General features: G+C 32.9%; 14 protein-coding genes. 13 read left to right on the top strand and 1 reads right to left on the bottom strand.

Annotated elements, in window-relative coordinates:
* Positions 1–155: 155 nt before the first annotated feature.
* Positions 156–350 carry a hypothetical protein gene (locus tag IPK88_12945; protein MBK8244328.1) on the bottom strand — a complete coding sequence of 65 codons (195 nt, stop codon included), beginning with the start codon at positions 348–350 and terminating at the stop codon, positions 156–158.
* A gap of 695 nt (positions 351–1,045) precedes the next feature.
* On the opposite strand from IPK88_12945, the gene IPK88_12940 reads away from it, so the two are divergent.
* The 13 genes from IPK88_12940 to IPK88_12880 all read left to right on the top strand — a co-directional run bounded on the left by IPK88_12940 (position 1,046) and on the right by IPK88_12880 (position 21,086).
* Positions 1,046–2,428, top strand: coding sequence for a T9SS type A sorting domain-containing protein (locus tag IPK88_12940; protein MBK8244327.1), 1,383 nt, complete (start codon positions 1,046–1,048; stop codon positions 2,426–2,428).
* A 614-nt stretch (positions 2,429–3,042) separates the two neighbouring features.
* Positions 3,043–4,146 (top strand): hypothetical protein, encoded by a 1,104-nt coding sequence (locus IPK88_12935; GenBank protein MBK8244326.1) that lies wholly within the window; start codon positions 3,043–3,045, stop codon positions 4,144–4,146.
* Positions 4,147–4,352: 206 nt separating this feature from the next.
* Positions 4,353–5,726: a hypothetical protein gene (locus IPK88_12930; protein ID MBK8244325.1), complete on the top strand. Its 1,374-nt coding sequence runs from the start codon at positions 4,353–4,355 to the stop codon at positions 5,724–5,726.
* 849 nt (positions 5,727–6,575) lie between these two features.
* Positions 6,576–7,274 (top strand): WbqC family protein, encoded by a 699-nt coding sequence (locus IPK88_12925; protein ID MBK8244324.1) that lies wholly within the window; start codon positions 6,576–6,578, stop codon positions 7,272–7,274.
* Positions 7,261–8,091, top strand: a complete 831-nt coding sequence (locus IPK88_12920; protein ID MBK8244323.1) for a hypothetical protein — start codon at positions 7,261–7,263, stop codon at positions 8,089–8,091. Before IPK88_12925 ends, IPK88_12920 begins: the two co-directional genes overlap by 14 nt.
* A 549-nt stretch (positions 8,092–8,640) precedes the next feature.
* A complete protein-coding gene (locus tag IPK88_12915) occupies positions 8,641–9,015 on the top strand; it encodes a hypothetical protein (protein ID MBK8244322.1) in 375 nt (124 codons plus the stop codon).
* Between the two features lie 408 nt (positions 9,016–9,423).
* Entirely contained in the window at positions 9,424–10,122 is a 699-nt protein-coding gene (locus IPK88_12910; protein MBK8244321.1) for a phosphoribosylanthranilate isomerase, read from the top strand.
* Positions 10,119–11,816: a hypothetical protein gene (locus tag IPK88_12905; GenBank protein ID MBK8244320.1), complete on the top strand. Its 1,698-nt coding sequence runs from the start codon at positions 10,119–10,121 to the stop codon at positions 11,814–11,816. The genes IPK88_12910 and IPK88_12905 overlap by 4 nt, the downstream gene beginning before the upstream one ends.
* Positions 11,817–12,438: 622 nt before the next feature.
* On the top strand, positions 12,439–12,711 hold the full coding sequence (locus IPK88_12900) for a tyrosine-type recombinase/integrase (GenBank protein ID MBK8244319.1): 273 nt from the start codon (positions 12,439–12,441) through the stop codon (positions 12,709–12,711).
* A gap of 422 nt (positions 12,712–13,133) precedes the next feature.
* The gene (locus IPK88_12895; protein MBK8244318.1) at positions 13,134–14,942 is read left to right on the top strand and encodes an SAM-dependent DNA methyltransferase; all 1,809 of its coding nucleotides are present in this window, start codon (positions 13,134–13,136) and stop codon (positions 14,940–14,942) included.
* Entirely contained in the window at positions 14,942–16,291 is a 1,350-nt protein-coding gene (locus IPK88_12890) for a restriction endonuclease subunit S (protein MBK8244317.1), read from the top strand. Before IPK88_12895 ends, IPK88_12890 begins: the two co-directional genes overlap by 1 nt.
* Positions 16,291–19,335, top strand: coding sequence for a type I restriction endonuclease subunit R (locus IPK88_12885; GenBank protein MBK8244316.1), 3,045 nt, complete (start codon positions 16,291–16,293; stop codon positions 19,333–19,335). Before IPK88_12890 ends, IPK88_12885 begins: the two co-directional genes overlap by 1 nt.
* 2 nt (positions 19,336–19,337) lie before the next feature.
* Positions 19,338–21,086 carry a hypothetical protein gene (locus IPK88_12880; GenBank protein MBK8244315.1) on the top strand — a complete coding sequence of 583 codons (1,749 nt, stop codon included), beginning with the start codon at positions 19,338–19,340 and terminating at the stop codon, positions 21,084–21,086.
* Positions 21,087–22,223: the final 1,137 nt, after the last annotated feature.

The raw sequence follows: 22,223 nt of genomic DNA, 5'->3' as shown, positions 1-22,223 counted from the left end.
AGCCATTCAAAAGACAACATTTGACACATTGATACTTTCATTTATAAAAAATGTAGATTATAACACTAAACATGAATGCCAAATATAATGAAAAAAATTTCAAGGATTGCAGTTTACCCCAAGGACCTTTCGGAACTCACCGGCAGAGGTCTGCGCTATTGCCAACGGATCATCTCCAATGCCCGCTGCCAATACAAAAAATCTAAGTACGAACCCATCACCAAAAGCGAAATCGCAGAATTTCTTAAACTACCTAAGGAGGATTTGGAGCATTGGAATTTGGATTGAATGAGTGCTTTCTGACTTGAATTCTGGGCAAATCCTTCAGAAAGACAAATCTTGTTACCCATTTGAACAATAACTTTGCGGGTAACCTCGGTTTTTTGACGAGACAAGTGGTATGTGATTTCCAATTAATCATTTCCTTAATATTTATAAGATAATTTGGTGCATTTTGAAGGACAAAAATATATATTGAAAATAATCAATTCCTTCAAATAAGAATACCTTATATTTGTTTTACAGAAGTTTGGCTTAATATTATAGGAAATATAGGAGGTTTTTGTCTTGAATTTGTATTTCTACATTTAATGGCAACCCTAAGGATTTAAAAGTAAAACCTAATCGCAAAATTATGAAATCAATACACATGGATTCTAAGATTCAGTAAACTGAATCGTTCATTTGACATGGAGGGATGTATTATCAGATTGACTTTGTTAATCAGAAATGGTATTTAAAATAACACTCAAATACTCTTCAGGATAATTTTACATTAAATTTTAATAAAGTAAATTTCATACTTTATTAATTTCAATTGTAAACAATTAGAACCCAAGGATTATTTAAATATTTGTAAATGCAACAATAATTACAAAGACATATATATTATATTAACAAAGCTCTTGATGTAAGTTTCGTTAGTACAAATTTTATTAACAATCAATAAAACCTGAAATTGAGATTATCACCCAAAATCATTTTATTAATATTTCTTCTAGGAATAAGAATCCTATGCCGTGGACAAATCCAAATCGGAAATGACATGATTGGTGAATTTGAGAATGACCAATTTGGATATTCAGTTTGTATTTCTGGAAATGGAAATTTTGTAGCAATTGGGGCTCCAGCAAATTCTGATCCTATATATCATGCAGGCCAAGTGAGCGTATACGCGTTGATAAATGAAAATTGGGTACAGATAGGGAGCGATATTAACGGGAAAGCCAAGCTTGATTGGTTTGGTTTTTCAGTGGCCTTATCAGATAATGGGTTGAAACTAGTAGCAAGTTCTCATAATTCCCAATACGTAAGAGTTTTCGAATTTAATGGGAGAAATTGGGATCAAATCGGGAAAGATATTCCAGCGGGACGCGGATCAAAAGAAACTGCAGAAGTTGCTATATCAGCTAATGGGAATATCATTGCTGTTGGAGCAGCGGCATTTCCAGACCTAGTTATTCACAGAGGTGTGGTGCGAGTATATCAGTTTAAGGATTCCGATTGGCAACAAATTGGAAGTGACATTTTAGGTAAGAACGAAAAAGACCAATGTGGGTTTAGTGTCTCCTTGTCAGCTGATGGAACAATATTGGCAACTGGTTCAATCAATAATAACAGTGGAGGCGATCAGGCAGGTCAGGCAAGAATTTATAAATTAATTGATGGAGACTGGAGCCAACAAGGTGAGGATATTAATGGAAGAGGCGAAGGGTATCTTTTCGGAGCGACGACATCACTTTCCGCTGATGGAAATAGAATTGCTATAGGTGGATTTAGAGGATTTCATCATGGTGATAATACTGGTTACGTTGGTATTTATGAGTTTATTACAGGAAATTGGAATAGAGTAGGTCAAGAGATTAACGGTTTTGAGGATGAAGAATTAGGATGGGATGTAAGTCTCTCTGGAGATGGAGAAAGAGTGGCCATTTCTTCTCCCGAGAATTCCGATTGTCCAGTTAGGATTTTTGATCTCATCAATGGTAAATGGGAGCAAGTTGGAAAATCAATTAAAACTAATCGAGAATCACCTAGCACTGGTATTTCAATTAGGCTTTCACGAGATGGAAATAGAATAGCAACTACCACGTTTCAATATGGTGGAATTGCACAAGTTTATGATATATCAAGTGTTTCAACCGGGGACACCATTGGCCAAGATTGCGGAAAGAGGTATAAAAAACCTGGAGAAATTCCAAAAGTCATGATCTCCCCAAATCCGACCTCCGGAGAACTATTTGTAACAGGAATTGATTTGATCAAAATAAATGATGAAAAAAAACTTATACTTTTTGATGCATTGGGTAGGAAGGTAGAAGGATTTGCTATTCAAGAACATTCAATTCATTTAAATTTTATTCCACCAGGACTATATTTCTTGAAGATTGAAAATAAATTAGAAAAGATCATTAAGATTAGTTTTTAAAATAGCAATATACCCCAAGGACCTAACGGAACTCACCGGCAGAGGTCTACGCTATTGCCAACGGATCATCTCCAATGCCCGCTGCGAATACAAAAAATCCAAGTACGAACCCATCACCAAACGGGAAATCGCTGAATTACTTAAACTACCGAAGGAGGATTTGGAGCATTGGAATTTGGATTGAATTGGAAATTATTGAATTAATTCAGGATAATTAATCCGAATAGATCGATTTTGTGGTAAATAGGCGAGTATATTTTTACTGTATATTTTCTATGGATGACTGATTTTCGTTCTAGACCAGAGCATAAATTGCCAAATGCACTAATATACAATAATTTATTTTGCCTTCTTTGCCTTTCAATCAGATAAGTTTTGCTATATTTGTTAAGCAAAGATATGGCTTAAGAAAACGGTATTATCCTTTTACTTTTGAAGTGATATCTATTATTATTAAACAAAAACAATTGCTCTCTATTACAATTTAAATACCTGAAAATGAAATCATTAAAGTCAATAACATCACTAATAAATAAACGCACCTTTTTATTAATAAATACATTAAGCCAAAAGTAAGCGGCAACTTTAGACCGACCACTCTGAAAACATCAAGTATGACAAAAATTACTAATAAACTTTCTGACAATTTAAAAAGTGCATTTAAGACAGCTGACGAAATATGGATAGCCGTTGCATTATTAAACCTGCATGGCTTTGACTTTATTTTCAAGACAATTAAGAAAGACTGCAAAATAAATTTTATTGGTGGAGTGGACTTACCAACAGACCCTGCAGCTTTGACAAACTTACTTTTGCTAAAAACCAAGCAAAAGCATACTGTCGGAGCTTATATTATGACTAAAGAAGTTTTTCATCCTAAGGTATACATTGTTAGCACAGACAATCATTTAAAATCTTTCATTGGTTCTGCAAACTGCACTAATGGCGGACTTGACAGCAACATAGAAATGACTGTAGAAATTGACAATCAAGAAACATCAAAACAGTTATTAGATTGGTTCTTTAAAATTCAACACAAATCTCAAATTTTGACAACCGATTTTATCGCTGATTACCTGCCTAAATACAAGAACAGACTTAAACGAAGAAAAGAAGAACAGGCAGAAATTAAAGACTTTAAAGAAACTGAACAAAAAAAGCTTGAAGCCAATTTAAAAGCAAAAGATTTGCTTATTTCAAAATTGAAAAACATTAGAAGTAGTGCAGATTATCCAAAATTCAAACAAACAAGAAATGAAAAAATTAAAGAACTGAAAAAAGCATTAGATTATCCAAATTTTGTAAAACTTGATCTTCCATCATTTTGGAAAATTAAGGAATTAGGGACAATTGTTCCTATAAAAGTGAAAGCGAAAATTGATAATGACAGACCAAAATTTACAAAGTTGATGAAATACATATGTGATGACAATATTCATTTAAACACACGTATTGATGAAGCGTTAAATGGAAAACTTTCAATAGACAATGTAAGCGAAGGCTTCATTTCTAAAGTACTTGTAATTCATAATCCAAATTTATATTTCATACACAACAAAGAGTTTACTGAAAATTTAAAACCTTTTGGACTTTCATTTCCACGTGGTTTAAGTTTTGGCGACAAGTATAGATTAACACGAGATACTTTAATAGCTATTCTCAAGGAAACTAATATTGAAGATTTTGCCGTTTTAGACCGCTGTCTAATGGAATTATAATATGAAAAACATAGAAAAAGTAGCCACTAACGAGTCCCTCCAAGAAATTGACGGATCAGGGGTTAAATTGAAGTTTTGTGCTTCGTATCAAGTTCAACGGTGGCAGACAGTTTAGTGCTTCGAAATCGCCAACTTCTTGTAGCTGAAAAACGTTGAGTTATGCACAAGATTATAAAAACAAGAAAAACGATTTAATCATAGAATAGATGGATCCAAAAGCAGAAATTATTAAAGCAAACAAAAAAACATTCGACTTACTTCTTGATGAATGGGGTTTTGTTAAAGATACTTCTTTGAGGGATAATAAAAGAGGACAAATAATACTTTGGTTGAATAATTTTGCCCCATCTGAAATTGAAGATGCAATTTTATTGTTATCAAAAATTCAATATAAGGACAATCATTTGATTCAAGATGCAATTACACATTTAGCGAAGGAAATTAAAAATATATTCCATCATAATTTGGATAAAGTGAAGTTCTTTCCACTTGGTGAATCACCTAGTTCAAGTGGTGGGATGTATTTATATGAATTCAGAAAAGAACTAGGGTTATCTGAAGACAATTTTCCTTATTCTCCATTCAATGAGAATTTGAATCATGCAGATGCAATTGTCTTCTTTGATGATATAATTGGTTCTGGAAATCAAGCTATGCTATTCGCCAAGAATAAACTACAGCATATAGAAATTGACACTTATTATTTTTCCATTTTTGCTTACAAAGATGGCTTAGATGAAGTAAGAAATTCAAAATATTTTAAGAATGTAATATGTGAGCACGTTTTTTCAGATGAAGAAAGAGCGTTCCATGATATTTCTTATGTTTTTAAAAATGATGAAATAAGAAGTAGATTAAAAGCGCTATGTGAAAAGTATGGTAAATTACTTTATCCTGAGCATTCGCTTGGATACGATAACTCACAATCACTATTAGTTTTTCCTCATAATACTCCAAATAACACATTGCCAATTTTTTGGGCAAGCGAAAACAATGAAAAAGTGACTGCAGTCCGATGGAATCCAATATGGGAACGCAAAAAGAAAATACTGGAAAAGATTAAATCATCCGTGCCTGAGAAATCACAAACAGTAAATGTTATTGTTGAAGATAATCGAAATGCAACAGATGATGATATTAAGTTTAAAAAGTATATCAAAGCGACCAAGGTTCTTGAGGTTCACCCATTAAATTCTCAAAGGGTAGAAATAGGAAGTCCGAAAGGAATCGAAAGATTTAAAGAGCTATACCAATTTGCATATGAAACCAATGGTCTAAACATGACCAGTGACAACGCAAAAGAATGGGCTCTTGCTAACCTTAATGACTTTAAGATCGAAGATATCTCAAGGTTTAAAGAGCTATCCCAATTTGCATTTGAAACCAATGGTTTAAACATGACCAGTGACAACTCAAAAGAATGGGCTCTTGCTAACCTTAATGACTTTAAGATCGAAGATATCTCAAGGTTTAAAGAGCTATCCCAATTTGCATTTGAACCATATGGTCTAAATATGACCAGCGACAACGCAAAAAAATGGGCTCTTAATCAATTAAAAAAAAACGGAATAATTGATTAAAATCCAGTGCATAAAAGCACATACAAGAAATTGGCGGTTTGTATAGTATTGAAATAGGTTAACTTCAGAAATTTGGAAAAGTCAACTTATAAAAGGACTTAAAAAGAGTAAATAACAAAGTTCAATTAGATCAGAAGCTTAAATAGTATTCTACAATGAAGAATTTAAAAGAAAAATAGTTAAAGAAATATTGTGTAAAAAACTCAATAGAAGACAAGCTTCATTAATCTATTTCATTAAAGGACATGGTACAATTCTTTACTGGATAAGATAAAGTCAGGGCTTAATCAAAGATGAACCAGTGCCAAAAACCTTTTCAAACTTTGCAGATATGAAAAGAGATGTTCATAATATGAAATCAAAAAAAGAAACTAAAGAACTCAAGGAACATGTGTGTATAGCTGTAATTTGGGCTGATTTCAGGTAAAATGACTATTCTTCAAGACTAATAGAATAAGTTGTCAAGAATCTCGCTAAAAAGGCGATAATATATCGCAGAGTTACACTATATACCACTTGACATAGTTGAGTTTATACCACATTATATGAGGGACTATCCATAATCTAGATACAGGTGTCACCTTGCCTTATATACAAAAGATGCTTGACCATAAGGATATTAAAACAACTCTTATCTATACTCATGTAACAACACTACGACTTGAATCAATTCAAAACCCCTTAGACAGACTTAAATTGAATAAAAAAGACGAATAAAGCGAAAGTTGATAGTATATTTGATTCGGAAATAACAAATTTAGCCGACACCAAACGAAATATCTCAAAAATTTGTAAAATTTGACATCTGACAAAAACATAGTAATTCATCAACCTAATTTTCTGCCTTGGTTGGGCTATTTTGCAAAATTAGTTTACGCAGACAAACTTGTTGTACTCGACAATGTTTATTTTTCTAAAAGAAAACATATAGACAGAGTTCAAATTGTTAATATGCAAGGTGAAATTATTTGGATTGGACTTCCTGTTGGCAATAAATTCAAGACACCGTGTAATAAAATTTATTTTAACGATAAAGAAACTATTGAAAAAATTATTAAAACTTTATATTCATCGTATTCCAAGGCAAGATATTTTAAAGAGAATATTTCATATATAGAAAAAATCTTGATTGAAAGTATAGATAAATCAGATATTCTGTCGGAAATTGACATTTTTATTACGACCAAATTAATAGAACTTCTCAAAATAAAGTCGCCTGAAATAAATAGAAGCAGTCAGTTTGTTGAGTCAACATTTTTAGAGCCAACTGAAAGGCTAATTTACTTATGTGAAAAATTAAAAACAAATAACATTATTGTAGGTTCTATTGAAGCAACAGAAAAACACGATGTGAAAAAATTAAATAAATTTGGAATAAATATATTACTTCAAGATTACTTAAACAATCATCCTACCTACTACCAAACTCGTAGAACACAATTAGGTTTTGCTAAAGGTTTATCAATAGTGGATTGCATTTTTAACATCGGCATTGAAGAAACAAAAATTCTTTTAAATTTAACACCATTAAAATATGGAAAAGGATAAACTATTAGAACTTTTTGATAAAATCATTCTAATTTCTGTCACAATAATTTGTGGCATTGTTATATTTTTGGGATTAATGGGTAAGGAAACAGTTTTTGGCTGGACAATTAACTATGCTTACATCTCAAGTGTATTCTTATGTGCGATTACTTCTCATTATATTTTTTCAATTTTTGGCACTTTTGGACAAAGACAAATTGAAAATAAAATTGACAAAAGTGTATCAAATATTGTGGAATCATTGAATGGCGTAGAAAAAACAACATTCAATACAATCAAAGAAGTAGATATTTACGTTGCAAGTAAAATCAGGAATGCCAAATATTCTGTTCAGGATTTAAATTGGCAAGACTTTAGAACTCCAAGCTCAAGTCATTCACAACAGCATAGATTAGAATTAGATGACGAAATCGACGAAAGCATAAATTCTTTTTGTAAAAGAAAGAGAAGTGAGCAATTAAAAAGAAAATCAATTTATGAAGAAATTTTCACCTTTCCACCATCAAACAGAAGGAATTTGCAAAAGATGAAAAGTCATATAAAGAATGGTGATGTATATAGTTGTTATTATTATGAAACTTTAGAAGAATTAAGATTTCCAAAATTACAGTTTGTAATTATTGATACCGAAGAAATCATTTTTGTTTCATCAGAATATAAAGAAAATTTTTGTGCTGTAAAAGACAGACGAATTGTAAATATATGTTCAAATTATTTTATGCAAGCACGAGAACTAAGCACTATCATAAAGCAAAAGAATCATCAGGCTGACCAAAATTTAATTAATCAAATTGAAGCAAAATATAAATTAGAATGATGGGTGGTCGGCTAACAGCAGTTTGACAACATGGCGGGTTTAGTGCTAAAATCAAGGTCAGTCTTTCAAATAAACATTGGCGCAAAATTAAAAGTAAGTACCTTATAATCCGCCACTTCGCCAAGCTGCAAAGAGTCAGGTTGTGAAAAAACTAATTCAAAAATAATTTGCAAATCTCTTTGTTACAATAATCATGATTTGTATTTTTATATATTATGAATCATGTAAAAGGCATAACAAAATTACAATTGCAAATGAGTTCATTGGAAAATTCTATTGACAAAGAGAATCCATATAAATTTATACCTGTCCGACTGCTTTTCCGATCACATGATCCAAGTGTAAAAGTGAGGATGTATTTGTTATACAATTAGATTTATCAAAGTTTGGATTTGAAGTGAAAACTTTACAGAAAGAAGGTCCTCCAAGCTTTGACTCCTCACTCTATTAAAAATTTATTTATTTGGCTATTTAAATGGATTGAGAAGTAGCTGTAGATTAGATAGCAAATGATGTCTCAACATTGAACTTCAATGTTTAACTTTATGATTGAGACCAAACTATCATACGATATCTGATTTCAGAAAAGACAATCCGAAAGCACTTAAGAGTGTATTCATATTGTTTGTTACATTTCTGAAGAATATCAATTTAATTGGTGGAAATATAATAGCAATTGATGGTACTAAGTCAAGAGCACATAATAGCATAAAGAACAATTACAACCAGAAGAAGATATATAAACACCTAGCATATATTGAAGAGAAGAGTTCAGAGTACAAGAATCTGTTAGAGCAAAACGATAAAAGTGCAAATTTAATTAAGGTTTCTGATATTCAAGAAAAGATAGATAGACTCAAGATGAATAAAATAAAGTATGAAGTACTTCAAGAACAGCATAATTCTTCTGATGAACCACAGTAAGCGCCACAGATCAAGACTCAAGGGCATTGGTGATTGTAGCTTCATGTTTTGATAAATTAGTTGAAGGCGCTTTGTTTATCCTTGGTGTGTTAAATATCCAGTATGTCTAATTTTAACAAATCGCTTAGGTAATAGATGCTATTCAATTCTTCTCAAAAATTCTTCATGGGACAGTGTCATTTTTTTTACTAGATGCGTGGCCATAAGGATATTAAGAACACTTTTATCTATACACATGTAACAACACATCGATAGGAATCAATTCAAAGCCCATTAGACAGAATTTAATTGATTTAAAAAGCTAAAAAAAACAAAAGATGATAGTATATTTGATTCGGATATAACAAAGTTGTAGGCATTTTTTTTTACGAGCCTTCAATTCATTTCAAGAAACATAAGCTATTTAATGTGAAACTGTTTGACAACAATACTTCTGAAATTAAAGTAAAAATTTGCGGAATAGCGAATCAAATTGACATTCAAGAATGTACAAAAGCAGGTGTTAGTGCACTTGGCTTTTTGTTAGGAGAAGCAAATGGGGAACAGCCGACAGATAAATTATCAATTCGTGAGGCGAAAGAACTTGTAAAAAAAGTACCAACCAGTGTTGCTTCTGTTTTGTTATTGAAAGATGACGATTTTGATGAACTCGAAGCTAAGATAAGCTATATTAACCCTACGGCCATACAATTGCAATCTCAAAGTCTTAATGAAGAAACAGTTGCGAAACTTAATATCTCATTTCCAAATCTTGAAATAATAAAAACTATAAAAATTCAAGACCATTATATTTTGCAGGATATAATTCAAATATCACAACCCTTTTTAGTTCATATAAATGCAGTGCTGTTCGACTCCCCGAAAGGTGGCTCTGGAAAAACACATAATTGGAGTTTAAGTAATAAAGCTTTCGAATATTTTAAAACTAAAAACATTGCAACAGTTCTTGCTGGAGGCTTAAACACAACAAATATTTTAAGTGCAATTCATATTGCTAAACCAAATTTAGTCGATATAATGAGTGGTGTCAGCACTACAAGAGGTGTAAAAAACATTCCTGAAGTTATTAACTTAATGAAGCTTATTAATCAACTCAATATATCATGAAGTTTAGAGATTCATACTTAACAAAAAAATTTGAAGAGAATAATGAATTTTTCCAAAAATTAAAAGCAGATTGGCAAATAGCTGAAAGTGAATTTACTAATAAGCTAGACTCTTGGTTTAATAACTTTAATATCGGAGATAAGGATTTAGCAATGAAAATCTTATCGAAAATTCGCTATTACTCTAAACCTAATTTCGAAATGCGACTCAGGGAATTATTTCAACCTATAGAAAAATATTTGACTCAGTTTAATATTGATTCATCTAATTTATTAATTATTTTGCCTGAAAACATAATAGATAGTTCTGTACATCATGCATATTCACTTTCAAAAATTTGGAAAATTCCTGAGGATAATTTTGTAAGTATAGAACACATATCTTCTAAGGCAATTACTAAAGAGACTGTTTTAATTGCATTTAATGACACTCATGGAAGCGGCAATCAGTTCATGTATGATATATGGTTAAAGTTGAAAAAGTTGAAATCGAATCTTGGTGGATTACCAAAATTGTTTATCCTTTCTATCACCATTTCAGAAAAGGCCTTACAATATTTTAAACATAGTTTTATCGGCGAAAAAATTACTATCATACCCGATTTCCCTGAACCTTCAGCATTAGAAATATTTTCAGCTAAAGATTTCAATAGAATTTCAGACCTATGTTACGACGTTTATCCTAAGCACCATATGGGATTTGGTAATACTGGCTTGTTGACCGCCTATTATTTCCAATGTCCAAATAACTCTCTACCAATTATTTGGGCTGACGGCAATAATAATAAAATAACCCTTGCCAAAGGCACTCCATGGAGTCCTTTATTCGTGTATAACCCTAAGCCTAAAGCTTTAGAAGAACACAGTAGCGATTGCAATGACAGCTTTGTGAAATTTACAGAAAAAACGAACCTTAGTTTTAACGAAACAGAAATAACTGAAATAAATAAGGTATTAAAGACCTGGAATTACGATCAAGACAATGGCGGAAAGAAAATCAATAGCCTTACTACATGGTTTAATAATTTTACATTACCTGACAAGGAAATTGCACTAAAGCTCTTTAGAAACACGAATTTTATGACTATAGAAAGAGTGCGAAGCTTGATAAGCGATTTGGGAAAAAAGGTTTTTAAAGATATTCATGATAATGGTGGTGAAAAATCAGAGATATTGCTTGTCTTAACAGGTTACGAAAAAGCTAGTGTTTACCACCATGTATATGACTTCTTGAAAATTTGGAATCTCAAAATTACTCAAGCTATCACCATTGAGGAGCTAGTCAAAAAAAAGTATGATTCGTTAAATAAAAACTTAGTTTTTTTCTATCATACTAGAGCTGGTAAAGGCAATTATTTTATTAGCGAGATTTGGAATCAAGTTAAAGATTTACCCGTAAAAAAACACTATTTACTTTCATTCGTACTTTCTGAACAGAATATGGAATATTTCAATAGTATAAAACAGAAATATCAAATTGAATTTTATTATAGCAGTGAATTATCCAAAACAATTAAACAGGTTTTTGACACCTCTGAATTAGAGAGAATTAAAGCTATATACGACCAACATAATTTTGATGTTAAATTCCAACTTGAAAATGATTTACTATTATCATACTATTTTGTAAGCCCTAAAAAAACAACTAAGTTATTGAATGGAGTTGCCGAATCTTGGCTTCCACTTTTTATCTAAATAAGAATAAACATCAGGGTTTATCTAAAATTGCCTACCACATTGGCATTGCTACAAGTGAGGCCTGACTCTGAAACTTCGGCTGGTTGCATCGCTGTACTTTTGTGCGAGCAAACGAGTTTCTATTTGGCTTTTTGTTGTTAACTTCAACTTTGTATTTTCAATTAGGCAGCAGTTCCGGGCTGGGCATTATAAATATCCCATCTGCAGCAATACTTGTCTGTTGTGTGCTACTTTATCCCCAATCAAGGAAAAAACTAAAATACAAATAAATAACTTCTGAAAATTCAATTACGAAAAAGTATTATTAAGGGAACGTTTTTTATTACAGATCTACGACCAAAAAGATCAACAACACTAATAGATATCTATCAGAAGTTAAAGTAGAAAGGCTGTTAGATAACAGATCAAATATAAAACACAAAACCATATTATCTTTAATTTATACTGCCGGATTGAGACTCAGAGAAGTCTTTAATTTGAGCTAAACAGACCTATTCATAGAAAAAAGGAGATACATGTAAAGGTGGAAAAAGTCAAAAAAGCAAGGATATCTATATTCTTTGAAAAAATTATTCTCAGATTAATGGAATATAACGATATTTACAAACCTAAGTATTGAATGTTCGAAGGTCAAGATGATGATAAACACAGTCCAAGAAGTGTACAACTCATATTTAGAATAGCATTGGATCTTTCAAAAGTGAATCCATACGCAACCGTTAATATGCTCAGTCACAGCTTTGCAACACACCTATTGGAAAGGGGAACCGATCTTAGACTCATACAGCATTTGTCAGGGCATGGATCTGTTAAAACAACAGAAATATATACACACATACCTAATGTAAGCAAATCAAAAATAATTAGCCCGTTTGACCATTTAAATATTTGAAAATGAATGATTTAAATACATATAGATGTAAGCGATATTCACGAAATTTCCGGATTGAGTTTAGGGGATGCAAATGTTACAAGCAAGCCTAACAGACGACACAACAACGACCAAACAGACGACTATAAACATAAAATGAAACGCTAATTTTGACAGGTGACCAACATACGGACCATATTTCTACTGGACAGCAACTGAGCCGACACTCATTGCAGACCATTCTGTATTTTTTATTTTCCCAACCGAACATTTTTTTTAATTCAATTTTATCCAGTTACTCATTGAAACATTTACAAACCTCACAAGCCGACACACAAACCCAAGCTTGTAAAAGAGCCAATTTTGCCAACGCACCTGTGACAATCATTGGGTTTAAAAACGTAATTTGGCCAACTAATATTTAACGAACAGACAATAGATAAATGAGTTTAAATACACAAAATCTTCAATCAATTATAAACTTCATCTGGACAGTTGCAGACGATGTATTGATCAATAAATTTCTTGAAAATCAGTACCAAGACGTAATACTTCCAATGACTGTTTTGAGGCGTTTGGACTTGGCTCTCGAACCTACCAAAGACAAGGTTTTAAAAACGCACAACGAGTTTAAAAGCAAGATCGACAATGTATCTGGACTTTTGACCAGCGAATTACATGGTAGTGGTTTAGCGTTTTACAACACTTCGCAGTTCACTATGAAAAAACTGCTTGCCGACCCAAAAAATATTGACACCAACTTTTTAGACTACCTGAATGGGTTTTCTGAAAATGTTCAAGACATTATTACAAAGTTCAAATTCCGCAATCAGTTGAAGACATTTGAGGATACAGGCATAACTTTTTCTCTCATTGAGAAATTCTGCAACCCAAGAGTTGAGTTAAGCCCCGACAAAATATCGCCAATGGCAATGGGCTATATGTTTGAGGATTTGATCCGAAGGTTTAATGAAAAAACAAATGCAGCAGCAGGGCGACACTTTACGCCAAGAGAAATTATTGAGTTAATGACGCATTTGGTTTATCTGCCAGTAAAAGACAAAATTCAAAAAGGAACTTTTTTAGTGTATGATCCTTGTGCTGGTTCAGGTGCAATGCTAACACAATCGAAACTTTTTGCAACAAATCCTGAAGGAGAAATAAAATCAAATGCAACTTTCCATTTATACGGACAAGAAAACACGGGAGAAATGTACGCCACTTGTAAATCAGATATGTTGCTGAAAGGCGAAGACCCAGACAAAATAAAGTTTGGCTCAACGCTTAGTGAATATGGTTTTGAAGCAGATTTGAAATTCAATTTCATGCTAACCAATCCGCCATACGGTACAAGTTGGAAGCAGGATATTGATAACTTGAATGTTGGTACAGAGAAGAAAATCAGCATCGTTGACAAACGCTTTAATCTTAAAATCAAAAACTTTAAAGGCGAACTAGAAGAAACTTGTTTGACTTCACGAAGCAATGACGGGCAATTGATGTTTATGCTTCATATGCTTTCAAAAATGAAAGACCCTAAAGATGGAGGAAGCCGAATTGCTTCTGTTCAAAATGGTTCTGCCCTTTTCACTGGTGATGCTGGAAGCGGTGAAAGTGGAATAAGACAATACATTTTAGAAAATGATTTATTGGAGTGCATCATTCAATTGCCAAATGATATTTTCTATAACACTGGTATTGCAACTTATGTATGGATTATCACAAACGTAAAAGATGTGAAGCGTAAAGGGAAAGTGCAGTTGATTAATGCTTCAACGGAAGAGTTTTATAAAAACATGCGAAAACCGCTTGGAGAAAAGCGTTTAGAACTTTTACCTGAACACATAATCAAAATTCAAGAGTTGTATTTCGCATTTGAAGAAAACAAATACTCCAAAATATTCGACAATACTGATTTTGGCTTTTATCAAATTACAGTTCATCAACCTGAAAGAAACGAGAAAGGAAAAATTGTGCTCGATTCAAAAGGAAATCCACAATCTGACAGCGAATTGAAGGACTTTGAGAAAGTACCAATGAAAGAAAGTATTAAGGATTATTTCAAAAGAGAAGTTTTGCCTTTTGCTCCTGATGCTTGGTATGATGACAAGAAAATGAAAGTTGGGTATGAAATTTCATTTACCAAATATTTCTACAAACACGAACCTTTGAGAGACCTTGCTGATATTGAAAAAGACATTATGCTATTGGAAAAAGAAACCGATGGTTTACTAAATGAAATTGTAGCGTAATGAGCAAGGCGAAATATCCAAAATATAAACCATCCAAAACGCTTTGGCAAGAGCAGATACCGAGCCATTGGCAGGAAACCGAATTACGTATGTTGTTTGCCGACAACAAGAACAAAAACATTGGACTTATTGAAAGGAATTTACTTTCGCTTAGTTACGGAAAACTGAAACGAAAAGACATAGACAACGCCACAGGCTTAGTACCTGCATCATTTGAAGGATATCAGATAATTGACCAAGGATACATTGTTTTACGTTTTACTGATTTGCAGAATGACAAAACTTCTTTGAGAGTTGGCTACGCCAACGAAAAAGGAATTATTACAAATGCCTATTTAGGTTTAGCACCTAAAACTGATATTCATTCCAAATACTTTTATTACCAACTGCACTTTATCGACAAGATAAAATATTTCTACAATCTCGGTGGTGGTGTTAGACAGTCCTTAGCGTTTAAAGAATTTGGACGAGAAACCATTTTAGTTCCCGAAAAAGAAGAACAAATCAAAATTGCAAATTATCTTGATTTCAAAACTTCTAAGATTGAGAAACTAATCTTTAAAAAGGAATTGCTTCTAAAGCAGTTGCTTGAAAGAATAAACACATCTATTCAAAAGTCAGAAAGTTCAAGTGATGAACCCGAAAGTATATTTTGGCCGTCTATCAATAAAACATGGAAAGTTGAAAAGGCAAAACGGATATTCAAAGAATTTAAGGAAACAAATCATCCTGACGAACCACTTCTTGCTGCAACGCAAAAAAGAGGTGTATTGCCAAAATCAATGTGTGAAGAAAATTTTGTTGCACCTACTACTGGCATTGAAGGACAAAAATTGGTTGAACCAAATGATTTTGTAATCAGTCTTAGAAGCTTTCAAGGCGGTATAGAGTTTTCAGGTTATAGAGGCATTATAAGTCCTGCTTATACCATAATAAGATTGAAAGCTGAATATTCTAAATATGAATACATACAGTTTTACCGATATTTATTCAAAACGAAGCAATTCATCAACCAGCTTAATACAGCAATTACCGGCATTCGTGATGGCAAGAATGTACGTTGGACTGACTTTTCTGAGCTTCTAATTCCTATTCCAAAGATTGAAGACCTTACTATTTGTATAAAACATATTGAGCAATATGAGAAGCAAGTTGCAATTTTTACCAAAGAAAAAAATCTAATTAACGAATACAAAGATGCTATTGTCGCTGAAGTTGTAACTGGAAAAATTGATGTGAGACAATTCAACTTGTCAACTATTGAAGAAGAAACTTTTGAAGACCTTGAAGAGGAGATGAATATTGCAGCAGAAGAGGAAGCGGAGTATAAAAAACAAGAAATGGAATAATGAGTAAACAAACAGACACAACAGAAAAAGGCTTGGAAGCTCACATCTCTCAATATCTGGTTGAGAAGAACAAGTATTTACTTCGTGAAAACAAAGTTTACGACAATGTTTCTTGTTTAGATAATGAATTGCTGTTTCGATTTTTAGAAGCCACACAACCCAAAGCAATAGCTAAACTTAAAGTCTTTCACAAAGACCTTTATGAGCAAAAAATAATAAAACGCCTAAACGACCAAATACAGGCAAAAGGTGTAATTGAAGTTTTACGCAAAGGAATTACAGATGGCTTTACCGACACCAAACTGAATTTGTTTTACGACAAACCAGTTTCCGCCTACAATGCTGATGCAAACGCATTGTATCAAGCCAATTTGTTTTCGGTAATGCGTCAGGTATATTTTTCTCCAATCGATAAAAAGTCGTTGGACATGATGATTTTCATCAATGGTATTCCTGTAATATCATTTGAGTTGAAAAATGAATTGACCAAACAGAATGTTCAACACGCTATAAAGCAATACAAATACGACCGTGATCCGAATGAAGAATTATTCCGATTGGGTAGGTTGATGGTAAATTTTGCGGTTGACACCGAAGAAATTTGGATGTGTACGCAACTCAAAAAAGAGAAATCCTATTTTTTACCATTTAACAAAGGCTGCAATAACGGTGCAGGAAATCCGCCAAAAGACGGAATAAAAACAGATTATTTGTGGAAAGAGATTTTGACTAAAAATAATCTGACTGACATTGTTCAGAACTTCTGCCAATTAATAACAGAAGAAAAGGAATATTTAGACGAGAAGGGAAAAATTAAAACAAGGAAAGAAAAGAAATTAATTTTCCCTCGTTATCATCAATTGCTTGCAGTAAGAAAACTTTTAGCAGATGCACAAGAAAAAGGTTCAGGGCAAAAATATTTAATTCAACATTCGGCAGGTTCAGGTAAATCAAATTCTATTTCTTGGTTGGCTCATCAATTGGTTGGTTTACATGACAAATCAGGCAAAGACAATATTTTTGATACGGTAATTGTAGTTACCGACCGTAGAGTTTTAGATGTTCAAATCCGAAACAATATCAAACAGTTTCAACAAGTGAACGGAGTTGTTGAAGCTATCACAGAAGGAAGCAAACAATTAAAAGAAGCATTAGAAGAAGGTAAAAAGATTATCATTACCACAATTCAAAAGTTCCCTCACATTGTTGAAGAAATTGGAGAATTGCCAGGAACAAACTTTGCCATTATCATTGATGAAGCTCACAGTAGTTTGAGTGGACAAATGGCAAGGAAACTCAATGAAACTTTATCTAAACTAAATCTTGACCAAGCCACACAATCTGAATTAGAAAAAGATTTGGAAGACATTGCAAGCATGGTTGATGTTGAAGATGCAGAGGAAACAATTACAGGCGAAGATTTAATCAGGGTTTTAGTAAAGTCAAGAAAGCTATTGCCAAACGCTAGCTACTTTGCATTTACTGCAACGCCCAAGAATAAAACATTGGAATTATTTGGTGTTCCATTTGAAGAAGGAGGAAAAACAAAGTTTCGAGCCTTTCATTTGTATTCTATGAAACAAGCCATTGAAGAAGGTTTTATCATGGACGTTTTACAGAATTACACTACCTACCAAAGCTATTACGCTTTATTAAAGAAAATTGAGGACGACCCCGAATACGACAAACTTAAAGCCCAGAAGAAACTAAAGCACTATGTAGAAAGCCATGAACACGCCATAAAAAAGAAAGCAATTTTAATTGGAGATCATTTTATGGAAAACGTTATTCGTAAAAAACGAATGGGTGGCTTTGCAAAAGCCATGTTGGTAACAAGTTCAAGAGCTAACGCAGTGAAGTACAAAAAAGCATTTGACGATTATTTGCACAAAATAAATAGTCCTTACAAGGCTATTGTGGCGTTCTCTGGAGAAATTGACGGCCAAACAGAAGCAAACCTAAACGGATTTTCGAGCAACTCAATTCCCACGGAATTTGAGAAAAACGAATATCGCTTTTTACTAGTTGCTAATAAATTTCAAACTGGATTTGACCAACCTCTTTTGCATACCATGTATGTAGATAAAAAATTGGGAGGTGTAAACGCAGTTCAAACTCTTTCAAGATTGAACAGAAGTCATCCACTAAAGAAAGACACGTTTGTTTTAGACTTTGCAAACACAGCCGAAGACATTGAAAAGGCTTTTAAACCATATTTTGAAAGCACTATTTTAGGCGAAGCAACCGACCCAAATAAATTGTTCGACTTGCAAGATGCTTTGGATAATTATCAGCTTTACACAAAAGAACAGGTTATTGAATTTTCAGAAAAGATTTTGGCAAACGTTCCCGTTGACCAACTTCATTCAATGCTTGACAGTTCATCCGCGATTTTTAGAAATGATTTAGCTGAAGAACAACAAGCAGATTTTAGAGCAAAGGTTAAAACTTATGTTCGCTTGTATATTTTCCTTTCTCAAATTGTGCCGTTTGAAAATCCGTATTTGGAAAGGCTTTATATTTTCTTAAACCACTTGCAAAACAAATTAGGTGGTGAAACTCCAATTGATTTAGCACAAGGCATTCTAGACAATATTGACATGGACAGTTACCGTTTGCAATTGGAAGCAACAACCAATATTGCAATGGAACAAGGGGAAGATTTAAAGCCAATTCCTACCGACATGAGAGGCGGAACAAATCAACCAGAGATTGACAGGCTATCAAATATTCTCCAAACTTTCAATGACCGCTACGGAACACAGTTTGAAGATGCCGACAAAGTTCGACAAATGGCTAAAAACATTGCAAATGATGTTGCGAAAAATCAAGAGCTCATTACTTCAATAAAATATTCAGACGACCAAAACGCAAGAATAACCAGCGACAAAGTTGTTGGCGAAGAATTGCTAAAACACATTACAACAAACTTTGACCTTTACAAACTATACTCTGACAACAAAGAATTTAAAGAGGATTTCTCTGCAATGATGTTTGGCGTTGTGAAAGAGTTAATTAATAGAGGTATTAATGCACAGAAATAGAAATGAAAATTAAAACCATTGAAATAACAAATGTAAAAGGCATTGGCAACAAAGCTTTCAATTTGGATTTGCTACCCAACAAGCCCAATCTTTTAGTTGCCCCTAATGGTTTTGGCAAAAGTTCATTTAGTATTGGGTTTGACTCACTTAAAAGAGCTAAAATTGAGTTAGACACAAAGCATTATTACCAAGATAATGATGCCAACAGACCTATACTCTCAATGGTTGTAGAAGATGCTGCTGGTACAAGAATACTTTTAGCTAACGATACAACTAACACTATTCCCAACGAGTTTGATGTTTTCGTTATCAATAGTCAATTGATGGCTAAGGCTACTAAAATGAATATTGGTGGAAATGTAATTGTTAAATCTTCATTAGAAATTTCACCAACTATTCTAGTGCCGACCATTCCACCAAAAGTTGCGTTCAGTTACAATTCAGGTGATGCAAAAAAAGCATTCGGTGCAAATGGAAAAATTTTACCAAATATTTCAAATGCTTATAATTGTGCTCCATTGCTATGGGACATTGCAAACGAAGTTGATTTTTCAAAGTTTGGTCAAGTGAAAAATTCAAAATCACTAAATGACCTTAAAGCCGAAATAAATGCTCAAGCAGGTACATCCGAAGTAATAAAAAATTGGATTGAAGCCAATAAAAAAGCAGAAATCCAAGCAATAGGTGAATTTTCTAAATTGGCAGATATCATAAGAAAGTTTGATGAAATAAAAACTGATGTTGATAGTTACTTGGCAGCATTTCAAATTATTGATGTTGCAAACACTATGGCAGCGAATTTTAAAAAAGCTGTCAATTACGCTTGTTATCTTGATGACAAAGCATACTACGAAAAAACAATTTCCAATTTTAATACCACTCGACATACAATCAGACCAAAGGAAGACAAAAACCACAACAGCTTAATTGTTGAGTGGCCAAAAGCACATGAAATTTCAAACGGTCAAAGAGACGTGTTATCATTCATTACAATGCTAATGAAAGCAAAAAGAAATTTCAGACAACGGAATTGTATTTTAATCATTGATGAAATATTTGACTACTTAGATGATGCAAACTTAATTTCATTTCAGTATTTCATAACGACAATGATTGAAGAAATGAAATTACAAGGGAAAAATTTCTTTCCAATTTTAATGACACATTTAGACCCACTTTTCTTTAACCATTTTTGCTTTAATCGTCACAAAATTAAAGTCGTTTACCTCAAAGATGTTCCATATCATTCAAATCCAAACTTGGTTAAACTGATAAAGAAAAGAGAGGACGCAACAATCCAACAGAATGTAGATAAACATCATTTTCATTTTGAGCCGACACCGATAAATATTTCTGCTGAATTTACTGCTTTGAGTTTACCAGCTTCGTGGGGTGACTCAATTAGATTTCATCAATTTATTATAGCCGAAGTTCAAAAATATCTCAACGACCAAACAAACTATGACCCATTGGCAATTTGCTTTGGGGTAAGAGTAAGAATAGAAAAATTAATTCATCAACAAATTGCAGACCCTGCAAAACAGTTACTATTCCTTGCAGAACATGGAACTAAAAAGAAATTAGATTACTGTGAAACAATTAGACATTCTGTGCCAGATATATATTATCTACTTGGAATTATTTACAATGATAGACTTCATTGGAGAGAGGAACTCGACAATGTTAGATCTGTTGCAATCAAATTGGAAAACCTAACAATAAAGAATATGATACGTGAGATATTCAACTAACCAAAACCATTGCACACGCGTAAGATCCTTTGCAGCCTAGTCAAAATTGAATTAAAAAAAAATCTCCTCCTCTCCGAAAAATAAAAAATACTCAACCACACAAGCAGACACGGCAAAGACAATTAAACGCATTATTTCCGATGCCTTGCTAGGTCGGTGGACAGAAAGCCACCAGATGCATAATCCGGAGCGGATTGACCCACTGCATAATCCGGAGTAAATTGACCCATCAAATCAGGCGAATGTTGACCAATTAAATCCGCATCAAAGTAACCCACCCTAAATTTGATAAAAAAGAGGAATTGAAGTAGTCAATGATGCCAAAATCTTGAGTAAAGTGACCCTCTCCTTTTAGCGACCAAGAAATTAATGCTTTGTATTTGAATCAATAAATCCAAATACTATTGGCAGCACAACGAAAATAATTGCATCAAATTAGCCTTGAACCGTTCGATATCAGTCCTAATGGGCTTTACCTTCAAGAAGGCTTTATTCAGCGCTATTTTGGGTTTTCGTTCTTTTAATTTCATGGATCATTTCAATTCCTAGGTGTGTCGAAGGTAGTGAAAATGTAAATGTGGAATAATATAATTTGTCTACATCTATGCATTGTTAATATTTGGGTAGACACCAAAGTGTTGATTTGTTAATTAAATAAGTACTGGGTAATACTTAAATAAAAAATATAAAATTTATTAAAAAATAATATACTGAAAATTAACTACGATAAAAAATATTATTATATTTGCTTAACAAAACGCGAATTCAACAGGAACTTAACATACTTCTATTGACTCCGTGACCTTTATTTTCTAAAACCAACTTAATCACGGATGATGTTTGAAATGCATCAATTCTGCAAGATAAATATTGTCATAATATTTGGCTTGGACAAAGACTCTAAAGCAAGCAATGCTTGCATACCTCGGCTTAGATTTGTCTTAAGGAAGTTTTGTATTCTTTATTTACCTTATTGGATTTTGTTTAGTTATCGGTTGTTGTCATCTAACTAGGACTGAACTGTCCTCACTAAAATAAAAGATAGTCCACCTGGAACATTGACTCTATTATGATTGGCTTATGTTAAAAGTAATAGCTTTAATTTGAATGGCATCAACGTTCCTTTAAGTTATGAAC

The organism is Candidatus Defluviibacterium haderslevense (assembly GCA_016712225.1).
GTDB lineage: Bacteria > Bacteroidota > Bacteroidia > Chitinophagales > Saprospiraceae > Vicinibacter > Vicinibacter haderslevensis.
Note: the sequence above shows the minus strand (reverse complement) of the source record. Positions and strands in the feature narration are given on the sequence as shown.